General features: G+C 62.9%; 14 protein-coding genes. 11 read left to right on the top strand and 3 right to left on the bottom strand.

The genetic code is table 11. From position 1 onward, the window contains the following. Positions 1-171 precede the first annotated feature (171 nt). The 5 genes from V1273_RS04090 (at position 172) to V1273_RS04070 (ending at position 9,233) form a co-directional block, all read left to right on the top strand. On the top strand, positions 172-2,295 hold the full coding sequence (locus V1273_RS04090) for a methyl-accepting chemotaxis protein (RefSeq protein ID WP_334408800.1): 2,124 nt from the start codon (positions 172-174) through the stop codon (positions 2,293-2,295). A gap of 145 nt (positions 2,296-2,440) precedes the next feature. Continuing rightward, positions 2,441-3,502: an MBL fold metallo-hydrolase gene (locus tag V1273_RS04085; protein WP_334383874.1), complete on the top strand. Its 1,062-nt coding sequence runs from the start codon at positions 2,441-2,443 to the stop codon at positions 3,500-3,502. A gap of 17 nt (positions 3,503-3,519) precedes the next feature. After that, positions 3,520-4,146: a HEAT repeat domain-containing protein gene (locus V1273_RS04080; RefSeq protein ID WP_334408799.1), complete on the top strand. Its 627-nt coding sequence runs from the start codon at positions 3,520-3,522 to the stop codon at positions 4,144-4,146. A gap of 182 nt (positions 4,147-4,328) precedes the next feature. Continuing rightward, entirely contained in the window at positions 4,329-5,558 is a 1,230-nt protein-coding gene (hemA, locus tag V1273_RS04075; RefSeq protein WP_334408798.1) for a 5-aminolevulinate synthase, read from the top strand. A gap of 165 nt (positions 5,559-5,723) precedes the next feature. Further along, the gene (locus V1273_RS04070; RefSeq protein ID WP_334366393.1) at positions 5,724-9,233 is read left to right on the top strand and encodes a hybrid sensor histidine kinase/response regulator; all 3,510 of its coding nucleotides are present in this window, start codon (positions 5,724-5,726) and stop codon (positions 9,231-9,233) included. Between the two features lie 453 nt (positions 9,234-9,686). Here the strand turns inward: V1273_RS04070 and V1273_RS04065 are convergent, their stop codons facing one another. The 3 genes from V1273_RS04065 to V1273_RS04055 all read right to left on the bottom strand — a co-directional run bounded on the left by V1273_RS04065 (position 9,687) and on the right by V1273_RS04055 (position 13,418). After that, positions 9,687-10,358, bottom strand: coding sequence for a response regulator transcription factor (locus tag V1273_RS04065; protein WP_334412166.1), 672 nt, complete (start codon positions 10,356-10,358; stop codon positions 9,687-9,689). After that, positions 10,358-12,748 (bottom strand): DUF294 nucleotidyltransferase-like domain-containing protein, encoded by a 2,391-nt coding sequence (locus V1273_RS04060; RefSeq protein ID WP_334408797.1) that lies wholly within the window; start codon positions 12,746-12,748, stop codon positions 10,358-10,360. The genes V1273_RS04065 and V1273_RS04060 overlap by 1 nt, the downstream gene beginning before the upstream one ends. Before the next feature lie 61 nt (positions 12,749-12,809). Beyond that, complete coding sequence (locus V1273_RS04055; RefSeq protein WP_334366391.1) at positions 12,810-13,418, bottom strand: hypothetical protein; 609 nt, start codon at positions 13,416-13,418, stop codon at positions 12,810-12,812. A gap of 293 nt (positions 13,419-13,711) precedes the next feature. Between V1273_RS04055 and V1273_RS04050 the strand changes: the two genes are divergently transcribed. From V1273_RS04050 to V1273_RS04025, 6 genes are all read left to right on the top strand, one after another. Further along, positions 13,712-13,990: a DUF4212 domain-containing protein gene (locus V1273_RS04050; RefSeq protein WP_334366390.1), complete on the top strand. Its 279-nt coding sequence runs from the start codon at positions 13,712-13,714 to the stop codon at positions 13,988-13,990. 12 nt (positions 13,991-14,002) lie between these two features. Beyond that, positions 14,003-15,982: a sodium:solute symporter family protein gene (locus V1273_RS04045; RefSeq protein WP_334408796.1), complete on the top strand. Its 1,980-nt coding sequence runs from the start codon at positions 14,003-14,005 to the stop codon at positions 15,980-15,982. A 169-nt stretch (positions 15,983-16,151) separates the two neighbouring features. Continuing rightward, positions 16,152-16,472, top strand: coding sequence for a hypothetical protein (locus V1273_RS04040; protein WP_334366388.1), 321 nt, complete (start codon positions 16,152-16,154; stop codon positions 16,470-16,472). Further along, entirely contained in the window at positions 16,469-16,792 is a 324-nt protein-coding gene (locus V1273_RS04035; protein ID WP_334366387.1) for a hypothetical protein, read from the top strand. The genes V1273_RS04040 and V1273_RS04035 overlap by 4 nt, the downstream gene beginning before the upstream one ends. Positions 16,793-16,888: 96 nt before the next feature. Continuing rightward, complete coding sequence (locus tag V1273_RS04030) at positions 16,889-17,257, top strand: hypothetical protein (protein ID WP_334366386.1); 369 nt, start codon at positions 16,889-16,891, stop codon at positions 17,255-17,257. 223 nt (positions 17,258-17,480) lie between these two features. Further along, complete coding sequence (locus V1273_RS04025; protein WP_442893799.1) at positions 17,481-19,130, top strand: MFS transporter; 1,650 nt, start codon at positions 17,481-17,483, stop codon at positions 19,128-19,130. The last annotated feature ends 385 nt before the right edge of the window (positions 19,131-19,515 follow it).

Genomic DNA, 19,515 nt, shown 5'->3' with positions numbered 1-19,515 from the left:
TTTTGTTCATTCGCCTGCGTTTTCCGGTTCACGGAAAAATCCAATGCGGCAAAGGCCTACCGCTAAAATTATGGCGAAAAAGGTTCCGTTTTTCCAAACTTGTTAACCGGGTATCGCGATACTGCCGCGCGAGGAAACACCTCAAGGTAGCGTAGACGGGGCAGCGGGCAGATGGCGTTATTCAATTCAGGGGTCAAGGGTTTTCGCTTCGGCGTCAGGGGCAGTCTGTTTGCCGCCTTCGCCGTCATCGCCGGCATGGCGATCATCATCTCTGCCGGCGCCGGTCTGATGCTTGGGCGGCTTGGCGGGACCATGGTGGACTTAAGCGGACGGGATATTCCCCGCCTCGCCGCCAGCCTGCAACTCTCGGCGCAGAGCGCGAGCCTCGCCAGCCAGGGGCCGGCGCTGCTGGCTGCGCGCAGCGAGCAGGCGCTGAGCGATCGCACCAGGAAAATGAAGGAAACCCAGGCGGTCGCGCTGCAGAAGCTCGGCGAGATCGTCGAACTCGGCGCCGACAAGGCGGTCGTTGCCGCACTCAACGAGAACATGAAGAACATCGATGAGGTGATCAAGAGCCTCGGCGCGGCTGCACACGAGCGGCTCGAACTGGCCGCCCAGCACGAAAGACTGTACGAAGCGGTGCGCAAGGCTCAACGGCGCTTCATTGCCGCCGCCGGCCCAGCGGCGATCGACGCGCAGACCGAACTCTACAGCATCTACGCCGCTCCCAACTTCTCGCAGGCCGATGCCATCAAGGCCCACAGGACGGCCGACCAGCTCGCCGACATCGCCGCGAGCGGCAATCTGATGGCGTTCGACATGATCGCCGCGTTGTCGGCCACCAGCGGCGATACGTTGGAGGCCATCGGGAAGGAATTCCGCACCGCGCAGGCGCGCGTGAAGTCGAATGTCGAGAAGCTGCCCACGACCACGGCGATGAATGTCGTCCGCAAAGCGACCCTGGACTTGCTGGCGCTTGCCGACGGCAAGACCGGCGTCTTCAAGGTCCGCCAGCAGGAGCTTGACGCAGACGATTTCGGCCAGACCATTCTGGAGGAAACCCGCAAGCTCAATGTCGGCCTCGGCATCAGCGTGCAGCAATTGGTCGATGGCGTGCAGAAGGAAACCAACGCTGCGGCGTGGCAGGCGCGTCAGGAGATCTCGTTCGGGACCATGGTCATGCTCGCCCTCGGCATCGGCACGCTGGTCGGCTCGATCCTGTTCGTCTGGCTCTATGTCGGCCGCAACATCCTGCGCCGCATCAGTAATCTGCAGCGCTCGATGCAATTGCTGTCCAGCGGCGACCTCGACTCGGAGGTCTTTCAGAGCCATCACCAGGACGAGATCGGCGCCATGGCCGACTCGCTGCACGTGTTCCGCGAGAGCATGATCCAGAGCCGCGCGCTCTCCGCCGAGCAGGACAAGGACCGCATCGCCAAGTCGGAGCGCGCCTCCCGTATGGAAGCCCGCATCGTCGAGTTCGAAAGCACCGTCCGCACTGCGCTCGACAGCCTGCAGACCGCGGCAGGCTCGATGCAATCGACTGCGCAAAGCATGTCGGCGACCGCCGATCAGTCCAGCGCTCTGGTGACCGCGGTTGCGACCGCCGCCGAGCAGACCTCGGCCAATGTGCAGACCGTATCGTCGGGCACCGAGGAATTGTCCTCCTCGATCGAGGAGATCGGCCGTCAGGTCATCACCTCGGCTGAGATCGCCCGCAAGGCGGTCGACGACGCCGGTGCGACCGACGCCACCATGCAAGGGCTCGCAGATAACGCGGCGCGGATCAGCGTGGTCGTCGACCTGATCCAGACCATCGCCTCGCAGACCAACCTTTTGGCGCTGAACGCCACCATCGAAGCGGCACGCGCCGGCGATGCCGGCCGCGGCTTTGCCGTGGTCGCCTCCGAGGTAAAGAGCCTAGCCAACCAGACCGCGAAGGCCACCGACGAGATCCGCCAGCAGATCGTCAGCATGCAGACGGTGACGGAGACCGCGGTCTCCGCGATCCGCAACATCAGCAACACGATCAGCGAGATCAACGAGGTGACCACCGCGATCGCGGCCGCGGTCGAGGAGCAGGGTGCGGCGACGCGCGAGATCGCGCGTAACATCCAGCATGCCGCGGGCGGCACCAGCGAAGTCTCCAGCAACATCGTCGGCGTCTCCAGCGCCTCGGCGCAGGCTGGAACCGCCGCCGGCCAGGTGCTGATCGCCTCCGACGCGCTGCGCCGCGAGGCCGACGTGCTGCGCGAGGAGATCGACGCGTTCCTGTCGAATATCAGGGCGGCGTAGCCACAAACGCCGTCATTCCGGGGCGTTCGAAAGGACGAACAGGGAATCTCGAGATTCCGGGTCTGGTGCTTGCGCACCATCCCGGAATGACCGCCAGCACTTTTTTCGGCTAGCGCGGCGCCGCCTCTACCGCTAAGCCGGTAGCATGCATTCGAAAACCGACACGGTGCAGTCCTCGGCCGAGGCACTGCGGTACCCCTTCGAAAGCCACCCGGGCCACGATCAGGTCGTCGAGGTGGTGCCCGGCGTGCTCTGGGTCCGGCTTAAGCTGCCGTTCCGGCTCAACCACGTGAACATCTATCTGCTCGCCGATGGCGATGGCTGGGCGATGGTCGATTCCGGCTTCGGCAACGAGGAATCCATTGCGGCCTGGACCATCCTGTTCGAGGGCCCGCTGCGGCATGTGAAGATCACCCGGCTGATCGTGACCCATTCGCATCCAGATCACGTCGGTCTTGCCGGGTGGATCGTCGAGCGCTTCGACTGTCCGCTGCAGATGTCGCAGGTCGAATACCTGCAATCGGTCTATCACCAGAACCGCGGCACCGAGGAGCGGCGCAACGCGCAGCGGCTGTTCTTCCGCCGCCACGGCATGGACGAGAGCCTGACCGACAAATTGCTCGGCCGCGGCCAGGACTATTTGAAGCGGGTTTCGGTGCTGCCGCCCTCGTACCGCCGCATCTCGCATGGCGACGAGGTCGTGATTGGCACCCGCCGCTTCAAGGTGATCACCGGCGGCGGACACGCGCTCGACCAGGTGATGTTGTACTGCGCCGCCGACAAATTATTCCTATCCGCCGACCAGGTGCTGAGCAAGATTTCGCCCAATGTCAGCGTCTGGGCCGTCGAGCCCGACCAGAATTCGCTCGGGGAATATCTGGCTTCGCTGGCGAGCCTCACCACGACGCTGCCTTACGACGTGATGGTGCTGCCCGGCCACGGCGTGCCGTTTTACGGGCTGAAGACCCGCATCAAGCAGCTCGCCGATCATCACGAGGATCGCTGCCGCCTGATCGCGGAAGCCTGCCGCGAAGTGCCGCAGACCTCGAAGGAGCTGGTGCCGATCGTATTCCACAAGCACGTGCTGGACGAGCACCAGATGGGCTTTGCCGCCGGCGAACTGGTCGCCCACGTCAATTACATGCTGGTCGAGGGCCGCCTGACCTGCGAAGTCAGCGATGGCGTGCTGCGGTTCCGCACCACCTGATTTTTCAGGGCGGGCAAATGTCGAGCTTCGACGCCAAACTGCCTGTTAATCATGAGGCAATCCGAGCCCTCGGGTCGCGCAACGATGCTGAGGCGTTGGTAACCCTCGCCGCCGTGGCTGCGGTCGACGACCAATTTCTAAGACGAACGGCGGTGGAGATGATTGGACGCCATCCGCGCGGCCGCGAGTTGGGCGCGATCATCTTGAGCGCCCTCCGCGATCCATCGGGGTACGTCGTGCGCACTGCTTGTGATGTTGTCGAGGCATGGAGCCTAAAGGAAGCACACGCCCTCGTTCTGCCTCTCCTGGCGAATGATTCTGGGGCCACCCGGCGAACCGCCCTTCGCGCGCTGAATTCCATCTGGGCAGAAACGGATTTCCCATCGGTATTTAAGATATTCAAGGGGGATTTGGAAATCGAGGTGCGCAAGGAAGCCGCCTGGGTATTGCGGCAGCAGGCCACCTCCACAAATTGGCGTGCATTTTCGAGGCCTTTTGCACCGATGAACTTGCCCGGCATCGGCAGTGGGCGTGTGAACTCGCCGAACGCTTCTCAGGTCCGGAACTCCTACCGGTCCTATCCCCGTTTTTGTCCGACCTCGACGGCCACGTACGAAAAGCGGCGACACGCGCGGCACAAGTGATTTCACACCGAAATACCGGGACCGAGAATCCCGGTTAGCGCCTTGATCCGGATCAACATTTGCTCCGCCTAAGTAGCATTCCGGAGGCGCGCCGAAATGTGGGAATTCGCGTAGACATCAAAGCTGGAAAGGCTCTAAAAAGGCCCGACGCCAATACGGCCGGTTCCGTTCCAGGTCTTGTGATGGATTACAGCAGATTCTTCCACGCCGCCCTCAACCGCCTGCATGACGAGCGGCGCTACCGCGTTTTCGCCGACCTCGAGCGGATCGCGGGCCGTTTCCCGCATGCGGTCTGGCACTCGCCGAAGGGCAAGCGCGATGTCGTGATCTGGTGCTCCAACGACTATCTCGGCATGGGCCAGCACCCCAAGGTGGTCGGCGCCATGGTGGAGACCGCGACCCGCGTCGGCACCGGCGCCGGCGGCACCCGCAACATCGCCGGCACCCATCATCCGCTGGTGCAGCTCGAGCAGGAGCTGGCCGACCTGCATGGCAAGCAGGCCTCGCTGCTGTTCACCTCGGGCTATGTGTCGAACCAGACCGGTATTTCGACGATTGCAAAGCTTATTCCGAACTGCCTCATTCTATCTGATGCGCTGAACCACAATTCGATGATCGAGGGCGTCCGCCAGGCCGGCTGCGAGCGCCAGATCTTCCGCCACAACGACCTCGCCCATCTCGAGGAACTTTTGATCGCTGCAGGCCCCGACCGGCCCAAGCTGATCGCCTGCGAGAGCCTTTATTCGATGGACGGCGACGTCGCGCCGCTTTCGAAAATCTGCGATCTCGCCGAGAAATACAGCGCCATGACCTATGTCGACGAGGTTCATGCGGTCGGCATGTACGGCCCGCGCGGCGGCGGCATCGCCGAGCGCGACGGCGTCATGCACCGCATCGACGTGCTCGAAGGCACGCTCGCCAAGGCGTTCGGCTGCCTCGGCGGCTATATCGCCGGCAATGCCGAGATCATCGACGCGGTCCGCTCCTATGCGCCGGGCTTCATCTTCACCACCGCGCTGCCGCCGGCGATCTGCTCGGCCGCAACGGCTGCGATCCGGCATTTGAAGACCTCGAACTGGGAACGCGAGCGCCACCAGGACCGCGCCGCCCGGGTCAAGGCGATCCTCAATGCAGCCGGGCTGCCCGTGATGTCGAGCGACACCCACATCGTGCCGCTGTTCGTCGGCGATCCCGAGAAGTGCAAGCTGGCCTCCGACATCCTCCTGGAAGAGCACGGCATCTACATCCAGCCGATCAACTATCCGACGGTCGCCAAGGGCACCGAGCGGCTGCGGATCACGCCCTCGCCCTACCACGATGACGGGCTGATCGATCGGCTCGCGGAAGCGCTGCTGCAGGTCTGGGAACGCCTCGGGCTGCCCGTGAGGCAGAAATCGCTGGCGGCCGAGTAACCCTACCCGTCCTAATTCCTTCGAATTGGGCCGGTGGCGCCGTGCGCTGCCGGCCCAAAGCGTCTATATTCACCTCTTCCGGCCATGGCGTTTACGAGCGTCCGGTTTGGCGTGAAAGGCACACGTCCGCAATCCAAGCGCCGGGAGAGGGAGGACCCGAGAGCGATGCTGCACGACTGGGGCGTAATCGCCACCGCGTTCGCCTATATCGGCCTGCTGTTCGTCGTCGCCAGCTACGGCGACCGCCTGTCGCCGAGCCAGCGCGGCCGCGCCAGCATGCTGATCTATCCGCTATCGATGGCGATCTATTGCACCTCCTGGACCTTCTTCGGCTCCGTCGGGTTCGCCACCCGCACCAGCGTCGACTTCCTCGCGATCTATGTCGGGCCGATCCTGATGATCGGGCTTTGCACGCCGCTATTGCGGCGCGTGATCCAGCTCGCCAAGTCGCAGAACATCACCTCGATCGCCGACTTCATCGCGGCGCGCTACGGCAAGAGCCAGGCAGTCGCCGCCACCGTGGCGGTCATCGCGATCGTGGGCTCGGTGCCCTACATCGCGCTGCAACTCAAGGCGGTGGCCTCATCGCTGGAGACGATCCTGAGCGAGGACAAGCTGTTCTCCTCTATTCCGCTGATCGGCGACATCGCACTGGTCGTCACCTTGGCGATGGCGGCATTCGCGGTGCTGTTCGGCACCCGCCAGACCGACGCCACCGAGCATCAGCACGGCCTGATGCTGGCGATCGCCACCGAATCCATCGTCAAGCTGGTGGCCTTCATCGCCGCCGGCGCTTTCGTCACCTTCTGGATGTTCACGCCCGTCGAACTGATCGAGCGGGCGATGAAGACACCGGAGGCAGTGCGCGCCATCAGCTACGTGCCGTCGATCGGCAATTTCCTGACCATGACGCTGTTGTCGTTTTGCGCGATCATGCTGCTGCCGCGGCAGTTCCACGTCAGCGTGGTCGAGAATTCCAGTCTCGAGGAGGTCAATCGGGCCCGCTGGCTGTTTCCGCTCTATCTGATCGCCATCAACCTGTTCGTGATTCCGATCGCGATCGCCGGTCTCGTCACCTTCCCGTTCGGCGCCGTCGACAGCGACATGTATGTGCTGGCGCTGCCGATCGAGGCCAATTCCGCGCTGCTCAGCATCGCCGTGTTCGTCGGCGGCCTGTCGGCCGCGACCGCGATGGTGATCGTCGAATGCGTCGCGCTCTCCATCATGGTCTCCAACGACATCGTGCTGCCGATGGTGCTGAAGGGAAGTCCCGGGGCGCGCTACGGCAGCAAGGATTTCGGCGACTTTCTGCTCAAGATTAGACGCATCGCGATCTTCGCCATCATGGTGATGGCGTATTTCTACTACCGCGCGCTCGGCAACACCCAACTGGCGGCGATCGGCCTGCTGTCGTTCGCGGCGCTGGCGCAACTCGCGCCGGCGTTCTTCGGCGGCCTGGTGTGGCGCCACGGAACCGCACGCGGGGCGATGGGCGGCATGCTGGTCGGCATCGCCGTGTGGCTCTACACGCTGTTCCTGCCGAGTTTCCTGGAGGGCAGTACGGCCGGCCTTCTGTTGCTGCAGCAGGGGCCGTTCGGCATCGTGGCGTTGCGTCCCCAGGCGCTGCTCGGCACCGACCTGCCACCGCTGATGCATGGCGTGTTCTGGTCGCTCGCGCTCAACATCCTGACCTATGTTGTGATGTCGCTCGCGCGCCAGCCGTCCTCGATCGAACGGCTGCAGGCGGACCTGTTCGTGCCGAACACGCTGGCGCCGATCGCCCCGACGTTCCGGCGCTGGCGCACCACCGTGACCGTGCAGGACATCCAGAGCACGGTGGCGCAATATCTCGGCCCCGAGCGCGCGGCCCAGGCCTTCGAGACCTTTGCGGCCAGTCATCCCGGCAACCTCGATCCGGCGGCACCTGCCGATTTCGAGTTGCTGCAATACGCCGAGCGCCTGATCGCCTCCTCGATCGGCGCGGCCTCCTCGCGCCTCGTGATGTCGCTTCTCTTGCGCAAGCGCACCGTCTCCGCCAAGGCCGCGCTGAAGCTGCTCGACGATTCGCACGCCGCGCTGCATTTCAACCGTGAGATCCTGCAGACCGCGCTCAACCATGTGCGCCAGGGCATCGCGGTGTTCGACGCCGATCTGCAACTGATCTGCTCGAACCGCCAGTTTGGCGAAATTCTCGCGCTGCCGCCGCACCTCGTGCAACTCGGCATTCCCTTGCAGGAAATCCTCGAATTCATGGGCGCGGTCAGCGCGTCTGGCGCCGGCGATCCCGATACGCTATTGACGCGGCGGCTGGAGGCCTACACCACCGAGGGCAAACCTTATCTGGAGCGCCTGGCCGATCGCCATATGGTGATCGAGGTCCGCTCCAACCGGATGCCGGGCGGCGGCCTCGTCATCACCTTCTCCGACGTGACCCCGAGCTTCGAGGCCGCCGAGGCGCTCGAGCGCGCCAATGCGACGCTGGAAAAGCGCGTGCGCGACCGCACCGAGGAGCTCACCCGCCTGAACTCCGAACTGGCGCAGGCCAAGAGCACCGCCGAGGACGCCAACATCTCGAAGACCCGATTCCTCGCCGCCGCCAGCCACGACATCCTGCAGCCGCTCAACGCGGCGCGGCTCTACGTCACGAGCCTCGTCGAGCGGCAGAACGGCGGTGAGGACTCCCGCCTGGTCGAGAACATCGACGACTCGCTGGAGGCGATCGAGGAGATCCTCGGCGCGCTGCTGGACATCTCGCGGCTCGATGCGGGGGCAATGACGACCTCGATCTCAAGCTTCAAGATGGCCGACCTGATGCGCTCGCTGGAGATCGAGTTTGCGCCGATCGCCCGCGCCAAGGGGCTGGAGCTGACCTTCGTCCCCTGCTCGCTGCCGGTGCAGTCCGACCGCTCGCTGCTGCGGCGGCTGCTGCAGAACTTCATCTCCAACGCGATCAAATACACCCCGCGCGGGCGCGTGCTGGTCGGCTGCCGCCGCCACGGACAATCCTTGCAGATCGCCGTCTACGATACCGGCGTCGGCATTCCCGTGATGAAGCGCGGCGAGATTTTCAAGGAGTTCCACCGCCTCGAGCAGGGCGCGCGGATCGCCCGCGGCCTCGGCCTTGGTCTATCGATCGTCGAGCGGCTGGCGCGCGTGCTCAACCACGGCATCGCGATCGACGCCAACGTCAGCGGCGGCTCGGTGTTTTCGGTGACCGTGCCGGTCGCCAAGGCGGTCAACTACACCCACGCCGTCACCAGCGCGACGCCGCTTTCCAAGATGCCGATGGGTGGCGCCTTGATCGTCTGCATCGAGAACGATCCGGCAATCCTCGACGGCATGAAGACGCTGCTGACGGCCTGGAACGCCGAGGTGATCGCGGTAGCTGACCCGGAAGCCGCGATCGCTGCGATCGAATCGTCCGGCCACAGCGTGACCGGCCTTCTGGTCGACTATCATCTCGACCGCGGCAACGGCGTTGCCGCGATCCGCGAGATCCGTCGCCGCTTCGGCGACAACATTCCCGCCATCCTGATCACGGCCGATCGCAGCCCCAACGTCCGCGCCGCCGCGCGCGAGGAAAACGTCGCGATCCTCAACAAGCCGGTCAAGCCAGCCTCGCTCCGCGCCCTGCTCGGCCAGTGGCGCGCGCAGCAGATGGTGGCGGCGGAGTAATGCACACCGTCATTCCGAGGCGATGCGTCAGCATCCAACTATGGTGCGCAATGCGCACCTGAGAACAATCGAGATTTGTGGTTATGGTCCCCGCGTTCGCGGAGACGACGGTGAAGCTTGCGGAGCGTATGGCTCCACCTTCGCAAACCGGTCATCCAGCGCATCCCCTGCGCCGCGGACAGGCGGAATAAGCGCGGGAATTTCTCAACGACGTCGTCCCTGCGAACGCAGGGACCCATAACCACAATTGTCTGTGGTTATGCCTCGCTGGAGCTCCAGCGCATTTCAACAATCGAGATTTGTGGTTATGGGTCCCCGCGTTCGCGGGGACGACGGTGGAGCTTGCGGAGACGACGGTGGACTTTGGAGCTCCAGCGCGTTTCAATCTCGAGATTCTCAGGGCGCAAGGGCGCCCCATAGCTCGCTTCGCGCCCCGGAACGACGTCCCCCCAATCACCCCGTCGGCGTGCCCTGGCGCCATTGGCCGCCGGAGATTTTCGCCGCCGCGATCACGGCCTGCGTGCGGCTTTCGACACCGAGCTTTTGCAGGATCGCCGAGACATGCGCCTTGATGGTCGCTTCGGAGACGCCGAGCTCATAGGCGATCTGCTTGTTGAGCAGCCCCTCCGACAGCATCATCAGCACCCGCACCTGCTGCGGGGTCAGCGTCACTAGGCGGTCGCGCAGCCGCGTCATGTCGGGGTCGGTGGCCGAGGAGAGATCGGTGTCCGGGGGCACCCAGACGTCGCCCTCCATCACCTTCATGATGGCGTCGCGCAGCGTCTCGACGCCGAAGCGCTTGGGGATGAAGCCGGAGGCACCGAAATCGAGCGACCGCCGGATCGTGCCCGCATCGTCGCTCGCCGACACGATCACCACCGGGATCGCCGGATATTGCGCCCGCAGGTAGATCAGGCCCGAGAAGCCCGAAATCCCCGGCATCGTGAGATCGAGCAGAATCAGGTCGACGTCGGAATCCCGCTCGAGTAGCGTCGTGAGTTCGTCGAACGTGCCGGCTTCGCTGACGACGGCCGAAGCCACGACACTGGCAACCGCCTGCCGCAGAGCGTCGCGAAAGAGCGGATGGTCATCGGCGATGACGAGGTGGGTATTGGCAGCAGCGATCATCTGTTCCGGGCGCCGACAAGAGGTCGGGAAAGCATGCAAGTCGTTGCTGATTGACAGCAATTTGATTGTCCACTGTCAGGAAGCGACTTGCAAGGCAACCTTGCCCGCGTCGCGCAAAAGCAGTTAATCGGCACCAGTTTCCCTCGAATGGTGCAACGCAAAAAAATGAACAATTGGGGATTTGGGGCCAGCCCGGCCGAGCCCACAGGGAACTCGGAGAAAAATGCTTCGCTTTCGAAAAGACGCGTTGCGTCAATCCTTGAACAGGAGGTCGCGCGGCCGAGCTCATCGATGGTGGAGACAGCATCGAGTGCCGCACGCAGCCGATCGAGGTCACGGCCCGACAATCGCTTCACGGCAACCGCGTTGGAAGGCGGGATGCCGTGGGCGATGTCCTCAACCTGCTGCGACAGGATGAGATCGAGAAAGGTGCCCTGGGCTTCGCCAAGCGCATCGAGATCGCTCTCGCTCGCCTGAACCCCCGCCTTCACGCCGGCCAGTCGCGCCGACGTCGACCGTTCCATGACGTGATAGCGGATTGCCATCGCGCGCACCCATGCAACGAGACCAAACAATCCGGCCGCCTTGAGGTCGATACGGCCGGCGACCGTGCGGATCCCGCCGAAAAATTTCAGGCTCGCCGGAACGCTGACGTTCTCGACCAACAGCTTGATGAACGCGACCTGGCCTTCGGCCGCCGCGAAGGCCGCCTGACGCACCGAGACGGCAAGGCTGCCGTCGCCGTGAACCGCCCGCAGGTCGAAGAAGATATCGACGGACAACAGATCGGCGGGACCGGAACGTGTGATCCACTTGTCGACGCGATCCCGCCATGTTGCCACCGAGCCGCGCCAAAGCGCGTTTTTCGCCATGACACCGCCCTTGCAATAGGGCACGCCGACCTCGTGCAGGATATCGGCGACATGCGTCCCGAGTTCGGCAAACCAGCGATCCTCCTCGCCGTCGGGCTCGCCCTGCGCGAAGATCACGGCGTTGTCCTGATCCATCGCCAACAGGCTCTCGCCGCGTCCGGCCGATCCGAGCACCAGCAGCGCATACTCGCACGGCGGCCCGCCCCGGCCGCTCTCCCGCATCATCCGCTCGGCGATCACCGCGGCCTGGCGGGAAAGAGCGCCCAGTTCCAGGGAAATCACTTCGGCGATATCGCGACCGGACAATCCTTCCGCCAGAAGCATTCGCGCGACGCGCGGCAACTGCGCCCAGGCCGCTGACAGCGCATGCGGGTCGCCTGCATCGTCGATCTCCTCGCCGAGCGATATGGCGTCGCCCGCGCGCAGGCGTAGCAGATCGCGCGTCGACAATGCACCGGCCACGTGGCCAGCGTCGTCGACAACACCGAGATGGCGGGTCTTGAGACGATTCATCCGGGCGATCGCGCGATAGACAAGCGCATCCGCCGGGACCGCCGCCAGCGGCGTGCTCATGATCTCGGCGACTGGTCGCTGCAGCGCCCGGGCACCCAGCCGGGAGACGGCGCGCAGCACGTCGCGCTCCGTCACGATACCCGCCTCAGCCGCCCTGATTTCCGGGCCCGGCTGCGGTCCGCGCACGTAAATGGCCGATATCTTCTCGTCCGCCATTTGCGCCAGCGCTTCGCCGACCGTGGCATCCGGAGGGACGAAGATCGCCGGCGTCCGCATGATGCCGCCGACGCGGTGGCGGAACGCATAGCTATCGAAGCGCTTCAGGGTCTGCTCGGAATCGAGGCGGGCCGCTGCGTCGACTGCCTCGATCCAGCCGCTGCGCACCTGATCGTCGAGCACGGCGGTGAGCGCGCGACAGGCGCGTTCGGCTTCGGCAACGGTCCGGATGCCGTGTTCGCGCAGCTTCGGCACCAGCGCCAGGAATATCCGCGCCGTTGTGATCGCATCGCCCAGTGCAGAATGCCGGTCGACCATGTCGATGCCGAGCCAGGCCGCGAGCTTCTCCAGCTCATAGCCGGCTAGTTCCGGCGCGGCGATCTCCGCAAGTAACCTGGTATCGAGCGTCCGGGGCCGCGACCATGGCAACCCCGCCAGTTCGCATTCGCGCTTCAGCATCGCGAGATCGAAACCGATCATGTGCCCGACGATGACGGCCCGACCGACAGACGCGTCGAAGCGCGGCCAAACCTCCGAAAAACGCGGCGAGCCGGCCACCATGGCATCGTCGATGCCATGGATGCGTGTCGTCTCAGCTGGGATTGTCTCGCCGGCCGGCCGAACCAGTTGACGGAACGAACCGTCGGCAACCAGTTTTCCAGCGGTGAGCCGCACGCCAGCAAGCTCGATCACCCGCGCCTTGCGTGGATCGAGCCCGGTGGTTTCGACATCGATGACAACGGCGTCGAGTGACAACAGCGGGACACTGCCAGCCGTCCTGTCCATCAGCCTCCTCCCCTCACCTGGTGCCGGTCGACAAGCTGGCGTTGGCAATGTGCCTGACGCCCTATTCAAGCAGTGCGCTGGTCACGGCAGGCGCATCGATCCGATCGACCAACTCGTCATGGATGTTGCACAGGCTGACACGCAGGTAGTTGCGCGTGGTCTGGAAATCGCGCCCGCGCAGCTTTTCGTGGATCGGCATCATGGCAAAGTAGCTCTCGGCCAGCGGTTCGGGAATGTCCATCACCCGCTTGGGCGCGTGCCCGCCGACCAGGTCGAGCCGATGCGCCAGTTCGCGCCGCGCCTCCTGCCAGGCGGCCTCGCCGATCGAGGGCGGCACCGGATAACGGTCGAACACCGAAAGGACGACCTCGATGATCTGGTCGAGCACCGCCCGGCGCTGTTCCCCGGCGTGCGGACGCAGTACGACATCTACGGTCTCGCCGACCATCGCCAGCCCGAGCGGAAAAGCCTCCCAGCGTGCCCGTTCGACCGATCTGGCAAAGCCCTCCTCGGCAAACAGCACCTTGGCGTAATGGCCTGCGCGGGCGCGCGAATACTCGTAGATGCCCTTCTGTACGATGTATGCCGATTGGGCGTCGATGAAGTCCGCGAGCGCCTCGCGGTCCCGAATCGGCGGACGGGGTCGAAACAGTTTTTCGAACAGCTTCATCGCAGTCCTTTCCCGTGCGGCGGCCTGGATCAGCTTGTCCAACTTTCCGGTACCTGCAAAGCGCAATGATTCCAATGCGGCATCGCTGTTAGCAGTCGCAACATATTCTACCCCCCGAAAGTATTATTAAGAACTGACTGTTCGTGATGTAGCCTTCGTTAGTTCCAAACCGGCACAAGAGCGGTTGGGACTGCGGCGCAGGGGGGGTGCCGCGCTGACGGGATTGCAATCCCCTCGATCATTCAATCCCGGCGCACTTGCTGACCGGTGTCTTGAGGGAGGATTTGCAACCCATGGCTAACCCCACAGATCTGAAAGCAAAAGAAGAAGCACACTGGGCGAAGACCTCGCGCCTGATGTTCACGCATCTCGGCATCTGGTTCTTCTTCGGCTTCGTGATCCACATGTTCGTGAAGCCGCTCAACACTATCGTCATTCCGATTCTCGGCTTCCCGCTCGGCTTCTACATGGCGGCGCAGGGGTCACTCATCGCCTTCGTTGTCATGCTGTTCATGTTCGCGAAACAGCAGGACAAGATCGATCGCGAATTCGGCTTTGCCGAGGAAGATTGAGGGGATGAGATCATGGCTACACAAGCTTCTGCCGGCACCTCGGACTTCATCAAGAATTTGGGGAGGATGTACGGTACTTATACCGGCGGCTTCATAGGATTCATCATCTTCCTCGCGATTCTCGAGCAGGTTGGCGTTCCGAACAAGATCCTTGGCTACCTGTTTGTCTTCTTCACGCTCGCAGTCTACGCCATCATCGGCGTGATGACGCGAACCGCCGAAGTCTCCGAATATTACGTCGCCGGACGGCGTGTTCCGGCTTTCTATAACGGCATGGCGACCGGCGCCGACTGGATGTCGGCGGCATCTTTCGTCGGCATGGCCGGCACCCTGTTCCTGCTGGGTTACGACGGCCTCGCTTGGGTGCTGGGCTGGACAGGCGGATTTGTGCTGGTGTCGATCCTGATCGGGCCGTATCTGCGCAAGTTCGGTGCCTATACCGTGCCCGACTTCCTGTCGTTCCGGTACGGCGGCAACTTCGCCCGCTTCCTCGGCGTGATCGTGCTGGTTGCCTGCTCGTTTACCTACGTGACGGCGCAAATCTACGGCACCGGGATTATCGCCTCGCGATTCCTCGGGATGCAGTTCGAGCTTGCGGTCTTTGCCGGACTTGTCGGCATTCTGCTCTGCGCGATGCTGGGCGGCATGCGGGCCGTGACCTGGACGCAGATCGCACAATACATCGTGCTGATCATCGCCTACCTGACCCCCATCGTTATCCTGTCCACCAAGAATTACGGGATCCCGATTCCGGAACTCACCTACGGGCAGGCGATCACGGATATCACCGCGCGCGAGCAGCAAATGCTGGCGACGGGTCTGACGACAGCCGCGGCGCTGAAGCCGCACATCCAGCCCTTCATCAACTATAGCCCGCTCAATTTCTTTGCGATCATCATGTGCATGATGGTCGGCACGGCGTCGTTGCCGCACATCTTGATGCGTTACTTCACCACCCCGTCGGTGCGTGAGGCACGCCAGTCGGTCGCCTGGTCGTTGCTGTTCATCTTCCTGCTGTACTTCTCGGCGCCGGCCTACGCGGCGTTCTCCAAGCTGGAGGTCTACACCAACATCATCGGGCGAGACCTGTCCGCCATTCGCCCCTGGTTGTTCAGCTGGGGTGAACTCGGGCTGATCCAGATCTGCGGCAAGAATGCAAGCAACATTGACGCGATCATTGCCGCGTGCAAGGCGATTGCCGATCATCCCGGCGTGGTCCGGCTGCAGGACTTCGTCATCAATACCGACGTGATCGTGCTTTCCACACCAGAGATCGCAGGCCTTCCCTATGTGATCTCGGGTCTGGTGGCAGCGGGCGGTCTCGCCGCCGCGCTCTCCACCGCCGACGGCCTGCTGCTCGCCATCGCCAACGCGCTGTCGCACGACATCTACTACAAGATGATCGATCCGAACGCTCCGACCATTCGCCGTCTCACGGTGGCGCGCGCTCTCCTTGTGGGCGTCGCCGTGGTCGCGGCTGCGACGGCGGCAACCAAGCCAGGCGACATCCTGGCCATGGTCGGCTGGGCGTTCTCGCTTGCAATGGCCGGCAACTTCCCGGCGCTCGTGATGGGCGTCTGGTGGAAGCGAACCACGGCAACGGGAGCAATCTGCGGCATCATTGCCGGCTTCGGACTCTGCCTGTTCTACCTCGTGACAACACGGTACTTCCCGGGCGCAGGCGTGAAGTACTTCGGCATGACCTCGCTGACCAACCCGCTGACGGGGGCACCGCTGGTCGACATCGCGAAAGCCATGGCACTGCCCAATGCTATGGAGAGCTTCCCGACACTGGCCCACCCGATGGCCAACAAGGTCGGCTGGTTCGACCTCAACAACATCGCCTGCGGATTGTTGGGAACGCCGCTCGGCTTCGCTGTCATCTACATCGTTAGCAAGCTCGGCAGAGAGCCATCGGCCGAAATGCAGGCCTACGTCGACGAAATCCGCAAGCCGCGCGGCAGGACGGTGCTCGAAGAGAAGACCACCTAGGTGCTTTGACTGGAGATCGATGGACGGGGCCCTTCAGGGCCCCGTCTTTGTTGGTGGCCCCTTATCCGTCTTGCCCGAACTTCGCGCTCTTGCCATTGTTGGCGGAAAGCGGCCGATTGCGATGCTCGGCCGGTTGTCTCAACTAATCAGGCTGCGAGGAGAAACATCCTTGGATATCGCAAGCTCGCTCGCGGCGTATTGGTACTTTCATCTGCCTAACTTTGTTCTTGCGGTGTTGATGTACACATTGCTCGGCCGCGTCCTGCTCGGCCTGATGGTGGATGCGGATTCGCCGAACTACATCTGGCGATTTTTCTGCCGGATCACCGATCCCGTCGTCGCCGCCGTCTCGATCTTAACGCCTAAAGTTACCCCGCCGGTTGTTATTTGGCTGTTCGGCTTCGTCTGGCTGTTCTGGCTGCGCGTCGCCCTTCACTACACCCTGCTGCTGTTCAATCTGGCGCCCCGACTTGGCGGAGCCGCATCATGAACCGCAACTTCTATTTCATCGGAATCGCGTTCTTCGGCATGATCAACGGCATCTTCAATCAGCTCGCGCTGATTTTCACGCTGCTGTACGTTCAATTGCTCGCCGGCCCGCTGCTGTTTGGCAGCCTGTCCCTGACGCTGATGTTCGCATCCCTGATGGTTTCGACCGCCACCGTCATCCTGGGCGGGATTCCGGCGGCGATCTACGAGCGGATCACCGGGGGCTCGGAATCAAGCGACGCATCGCTCTGGATATGGCTTGCGGGAACCGCCCTTTTGGCGCTGCCCGCGGCCGGTAACTTTCTCAAGATCGGCCTGTAACAGCCCATTCGCAGAGTTGAGCACGGGCCGTGCCGCCGCTACCCTGCGGCCGGCTTTTGAACCGGCACATGTCCTTGATTGACGGGGTGGCGGATCATGGAAGAGATGCGCCGTATCGCCTACGAAACAGTGCTTCGCGCCTGCGGCTTCGCTTCGCTTGCCATCTTCTGCATCATGATCGGATTGTCCTTCCTGCCGCGCTCTGCCTTTCAAGCGGGAGGTTTTCTCAGCATCGTGATGACGCTGGTTCTGATTTTGAAAGCCTGGGAGGCACGGACCAAGGATCACCGCCGGACCGAGTTGTGGCTCTATCTCCCCAAAGAGAGCCGTCCGCCGCAAGCCTCCGCGCAGCGGACAGTTTCGACGGTCATGCGCGAGACGTATCTGCTGTTCGCGCTCTGGACCGCAATGATCTCGATCGTGATGTGGAGCATCGCGCTCGTCTTCTCGGTCATTGGACTTTAGTCCGAAGCTGCACAGATAAACGGCAGATCAGCAATCGCGGCGGCCAAAACGACGCGAAAACGGTGCCGGTCCCACCGAAAGTACTATTGGGCCATACCTTCCAAGCATGTAGTGAGCCCAATTCATAACGCGCCGATTAGCGCAACGCACATCTTTGCGATCATAAAAGGGGAGCGAATCGGAAATGTCTACAATAACTGCCACGTCCGGCAAGGCCGCCGGAATGACGAAAGACGAACGTTTCGTCATTCTAGCCTCTTCGCTCGGCACCGTCTTCGAATGGTACGACTTTTATCTGTTCGGTTCGCTTGCCAGCATCATCGGCGCGCAGTTCTTCGGCGTCATTGATCCCGCGACAAATCAGCCGATGTTCAACCAGGCCACGCGCGACATCTTTGCGCTGCTGGCGTTCGCCGCTGGCTTTATCGTTCGTCCGTTCGGCGCCATCGTGTTCGGCCGTGTCGGCGACATCGTCGGCCGCAAATACACCTTCCTCGTCACCATTCTGATCATGGGCCTGTCGACCTTCATCGTCGGCGTGCTGCCAAACGCGGCCACCATCGGCATTGCGGCACCGATCATCCTGATCGGTTTGCGCCTGCTGCAGGGCCTCGCGCTCGGCGGCGAATACGGCGGAGCGGCGACCTACGTGGCCGAACATTCACCGATGGGCAAACGCGGCTACTACACCTCGTTCATCCAGACCACGGCAACGCTCGGCCTGTTCCTGTCACTGCTGGTGATCCTGTTCACCCGCACCGCGCTCGGCGAGGCCGAGTTCGCCAAATGGGGCTGGCGCATTCCGTTCCTCGTCTCGGTGGTGCTGCTCGGCATCTCAGTCTGGATCCGGCTGCGCTTGAACGAGTCGCCCGTGTTCCAAAAGATGAAGGACGAGGGCAAGGGCTCCAAGGCGCCGTTGACCGAGGCCTTCGCCAACTGGAGCAATGCAAAACTCGTTCTCATCGCCCTGATCGGCGGCGTGATGGGTCAGGGCGTGGTCTGGTACACCGGCCAGTTCTACGCGCTGTTCTTCATGCAATCGATCCTCAAGGTTGACGGCTACACCGCCAACCTGCTGATCGCCTGGTCTCTGCTGCTCGGCACCGGCTTCTTCATCGTGTTCGGAGCGCTGTCCGACAAAATCGGCCGTAAGCCGATCATTCTGGCAGGTTGCCTGATCGCGGCGCTGACCTTCTTCCCGATCTTCCGGATGATCACCACCAACGCCAACCCGGCGCTGGAAAAGGCGATCGAGTCGGTCAAGGTCGAGGTGGTGGCCGATGCCAAGGGCTGCGGCGACCTGTTTAACCCGGTCGGCACCCGCGTCTTCTCGGCACCATGCGATACCGCTCGCGCCTACCTGGCACAGCAGTCGGTCAAATACTCGACCAGCTATGGCGCTGCAGGCTCCGGCGTGAAGGTCGTCGTCAATGGCAAGGACGTAGCTTACACCGACGCCAAGACGTCCAATCCGGCGGTCCTGGCGGCGGTGCAGGCCGCAGGTTATCCCAAGGCCGGCGACGCCCAGATCGTGAAGATGGCTCACCCGTTCGATATCTTCAAACCGAACGTCGCCGCCATCATCGGACTGCTGTTCGTGCTGGTGCTCTTCGTCACCATGGTGTACGGGCCGATCGCGGCGATGCTGGTCGAACTGTTCCCGACCAAGATCCGCTACACCTCGATGTCGCTGCCCTATCACATCGGCAACGGCTGGTTCGGCGGCTTGCTGCCGGCGACCTCGTTCGCGATCGTGGCCTCGACCGGCGACATCTACGCAGGTCTCTGGTATCCGATCATCTTCGCTTCGATCACCGCGGTTGTCGGCCTGTTCTTCCTGCCGGAAACCAAGGACGTCGACATCACGAAGTAACGGTTTCGCCGACGGCAACAGCCGCGGCGATACGAGACTCCCAACCAAGCCGGCCGCGGACCGCTCCGCGGCCGGTTAGTTTTGAGCTGGGATCACAGCCAACTGCGGGCCGATCTCACGCAAGCGCGGCAGCCGCGATCCCAATCGAAATGATCGACGCTTGCGATCCGGTTTCACGTTTCAAGCCAACGACATCGCAGCGAGACCACCCACTGGGTTCAGTGCCGTTGTTTGGTACCCGTGATCAGGCTAGATGTTGATGATATGGCCTCTCGAAAAGGCAGAGCAGGATAATGAAACATTGGCGCTATATCGCTATGCACACCGCGGCTGCTGCTGCCTTCATTTTCCTGCTGCAGCGGTATGGATTGAACGCGTCACTTGA

The organism is Bradyrhizobium sp. AZCC 1721 (assembly GCF_036924715.1).
In the GTDB taxonomy this organism is placed as follows: Bacteria; Pseudomonadota; Alphaproteobacteria; order Rhizobiales; family Xanthobacteraceae; genus Bradyrhizobium.
Note: the sequence above shows the minus strand (reverse complement) of the source record. Positions and strands in the feature narration are given on the sequence as shown.